Annotated in this window: 3 protein-coding genes; 1 reads left to right on the forward strand and 2 read right to left on the reverse strand. The window is 70.6% G+C overall.

What is annotated here, in order from left to right; all coding sequences use genetic code 11:
- Nucleotides 1-780, forward strand: a 780-nt coding sequence (locus ACNPM4_RS17740; RefSeq protein WP_448986557.1) for a glycosyltransferase family 2 protein, incomplete at its 5' end; no start/stop codon positions are given.
- A gap of 27 nt (nucleotides 781-807) precedes the next feature.
- Here ACNPM4_RS17740 and ACNPM4_RS17745 read toward each other — a convergent pair.
- Together ACNPM4_RS17745 and ACNPM4_RS17750 are read right to left on the reverse strand one after the other, a co-directional pair.
- Nucleotides 808-2,244, reverse strand: a complete 1,437-nt coding sequence (locus ACNPM4_RS17745) for a CDP-glycerol glycerophosphotransferase family protein (RefSeq protein ID WP_448986558.1) — start codon at nucleotides 2,242-2,244, stop codon at nucleotides 808-810.
- On the reverse strand, nucleotides 2,241-3,499 hold a 1,259-nt coding region (locus ACNPM4_RS17750; protein ID WP_448986559.1), incomplete at its 5' end, for a CDP-glycerol glycerophosphotransferase family protein. The genes ACNPM4_RS17750 and ACNPM4_RS17745, both read right to left, overlap by 4 nt.

Raw genomic sequence — 3,499 nt, forward strand, 5'->3', positions numbered from 1 at the left:
CCCCCCCACTCCGAGCTCTCCGCCGGCTACGCCGCCCGGGCGCTCCGGACCCTGGAACGCACCGATTCGGCCAATGTGGGCGGCGTCATGCACGCCGAGGGACGCACACCGTTCCAGAAGGCCGTCGCCCGCCTGTACAACTCCCCCGTCGGACTCGGCGGAGGCGCTTACCACGGCAGCTCCCAGGAGGGCGAGGCCGAGTCCGCCTATCTCGGCGTCATGCGACGCGAGGTCCTGGACGAGGTCGGCCTGTTCGACGAGTCGATCCGGCGTGGCGAGGACTGGGAGCTCAACCTTCGCATCCGTCAGGCCGGGCACCGTGTCTGGTTCGACCCCGAGCTGTCCGTCACCTACTGGCCCCGCGAGAGCTGGATCCGTCTGGCGCGCCAGTTCCGCGCGACCGGCGCCTGGCGCGGCGAGCTCGTGCGTCGGTTCGGTCGCCGCAACGGCATCCGCTACTTCGCGCCGCCTGCGCTCGTGCTCCTGGTCCTGCTCGCCCTCGTGACGGGGATCCTCCAGCTCACCGGAGTGCTCGGCGGCGCGGTCTCGCTGATCGTCTCCCTCATCGTGTACGCACCCCTCGCGCTGTATCTGCTCCTCGTGCTGGGCGTCGCTCTGGCGCCGCGTGGCGGCGGTGTGCGCCAACGGCTGTGGACCATGCTCGTGCTGCCGACCATGCATCTGTCCTGGGGAATCGGCTTCCTCGGCGGCGTGCTCCGCGGAGCCCGCGACACCGTCGACGCGTCTCGCCTCGGCACTCGCAACACTCCGCTGCCCTGAACCGCTCCGGCGGCGAGGACGGCGACGTCAGAGCGTGACGAAGCCGAGATCGAGGATGCGGTCGACGACACGCTGAGCAGCGTGGCCGTCGTCACGGGGGTTGAACTGTCGGCGCCACGCCGCATACCGCTCGGCGAATGCGGCTTCGTGACCCGCGTCCTCGAGGGCGGCGGTGAGCTCCTGCTGCGTGCGCACCAGGGGTCCCGGCGCGCGTTCGGCGAGGTCGAAGTAGAAGCCGCGCAGCTGTCCACGGTAGTGATCGAGGTCGGGCACCAGAAAGTACATCGGCTTGCCTGTGACGCTGAAATCGAACATCACCGAGGAGTAGTCGGTGATCAACGCGTCCGCGGCGAGCAGCAGCCGCGCGGTCTCCGGATATCCCGTCACGTCGATGACGCGCGCGCCGTCGCGGTCGCGGCCCTGTTCGAGTGTCCGGGAATGGCCGCGCACGAGCACCACCGCGTTGGCCTGACGTGCCAGGAGTTCGGGGTCGATGAAGTCGACCATCTCGGTGCGGTCGTCTCGCCAGGTCGGGGCGTAAAGGAGCACCCTCTCTTCGGCCCCGATGCCCAGGGAGCGGCGGATCGCGGCCGGGTCTTCCGAGATCAGCGTGTCATTGCGGGGGTAGCCGTCCACCCAGATCGGGCGCCCGAAGAACGCGTATGCCTTGCGCAGAATGCGTTCCGAGTAGGCGTTCTGCGCCAGGAGGACGTCCCAGCGGCGGGACTCCTTGACCACCGCCGCCATGCGTCGCGGATCGAAACCCGGCCGGTGCAGCGCGAGCCGCTTCAGCGGGGTGCCGTGCCAGGTCTGCAGGACCTTCTGACCCGGCTTGCGGGCGAAGCGACGCCGCAGCCAGTCGTTCACGACGAGCAGACGGGCCGCTCCCCGCGCATGCCACCACTGGGGGCTCCCCTCGACAACGGCGATCGCACCCTCCGGAACCTCGACCGAGAGGTCGACGACGCTCCAGTAGCGCCGCACCTGCGGAGCACGAGTCGCGAGCTCGCGGTCGATCGCGCGAGGATTGCAGCCGACGCTGCGACCGTAGAAGCTCTCGAAGAAGACCGCGTTCTCGGTGCCGCCGCTCTGGGCGACGTAGCGCTCCTCGAGCGTCGACCTGCCTTCCACCGTCTCGTACACGGGATCGATCGGCGCGGCGATGCGGACCGTGCTGCCGTCGACGGCGATGCGCACGCCGGTCAGGACGACAGGATCGATCCTCAGCTCCTGCAGGTCGGCATCCGAGATCCGCAGCTCGTACGTTCCGGTCGGTAGCGGGAGTGACGGGCCGCCCCAGCGCGACGCCTCCAGCGGGAACGCGGCCTTCCACGTCTTGCCGCCGCCGCTGATGCGGGCCTCGACCCGTGCGCGCGGTCCGACCAACACGGCTTCCGCCGGTCGTGCCCCGGTCCCTGCGACGACCAGCGCCTGTGCCGTGTCGTCGATGCGGGCCGTTGTCATGCTGCTCCCTTCGGCGCGGGAATCCCCCGTGCGCGGATCACGTCATAGACGCGCTCGGTGTTGCGCCCGTCTCGATACGCGTGCATCCCCGCGCTGAGCGTAGCGGACCGCACGGACGCCGCGTCGTACACGCGACGGTCGGCGAGCAGATGCTCGAGCTGCGCGAGCAGCCCCGTCCAATCCGCGGCCGCGTCCTGGCCCGCGACCTCTTCGTATCGACCGTAGAAGCCGCGTGTGCGCGCGTACTGCTGGGCGTCGGGCGCCAGAAAAAGGACCGGCATCGGCAACAGCCCCACGTCGTAAGCGAGAGAGGAGTAGTCGGTGACGAGCACGTCCACCGCCGGCAGCACGGGCGTGACGTCGGCGATCACGGTCGAGCCCAGAGCGCGGACCCGCCTGCTCGGCAGGGGCGGCGCGTAGCCACCTTCCCCCAGCGGGTGCGAACGCACGAGGAGAACGGCGTCCTGCGCTTCGAGGAGGCGGATGATCTGAACCCACTCCGCCGCAGACGGAACGGCGGGGTCGGGAGCTCCGTCCCGCCAGGTCGGCGCGTACAGGACTGTGCGCGCGGACACGGGGATGTCGCCGACGACCCGGCGGAGAAGTGCGGATGCGGCGCTGCGCCGCTCCTCCCCCGAACCCGCCGAGAGGACATCGACGCGAGGCTCGCCGGTCACGACGACCCGGTCGTCGCCGAGACCGAATGCGGACTCCAGCCTGCCCCTCGCGCGATGGGACGCGGCGGGCAGCACACGGATCCGCTGCGCGGCGGCGCGGTAGAGCACCGCGATCGCGCGACGCAGCAGCGCCGCACCGGGGACTTTCGGCACCTCGGTCGTCGCCGGCGAGTCCAGCCCGATCCGCTTGAGCGGGATGCCGTGCCAGAGCTGGACGACGAACGCGCCACCGTTCGCATAGCGGTTGACATCGCCCAAGCCGTGAGTGACCACCAGCACACCGGCCCTGGCGGTCGCCCACCAGCCGCGCAGGCCGCTCTTGCGGGCGAAACGGATGCCGAGGGCGGCCGCCTCGCGGTCTTCGCGTTCGGATGACGTGAGCCAGAGCGTGTCATGGCCCGCCGCTGCCGCGTGCTGCTGCATCGCGAGCGCACCGTCGCCGATCCCGGCACCGCAGCCGAACACCCAGCGCCGCCCTCGCGGGAGGAGAAGAGTACCGATGCGTCCGACGGCATACAGCGGGATCCGGAGCAGTTTGGCCGCGTTGCCGGTGCCGAAAGAGAAGGACGCCCCCCCCC

The sequence above is a fragment of the Microbacterium umsixpiens genome (genome assembly GCF_053543675.1).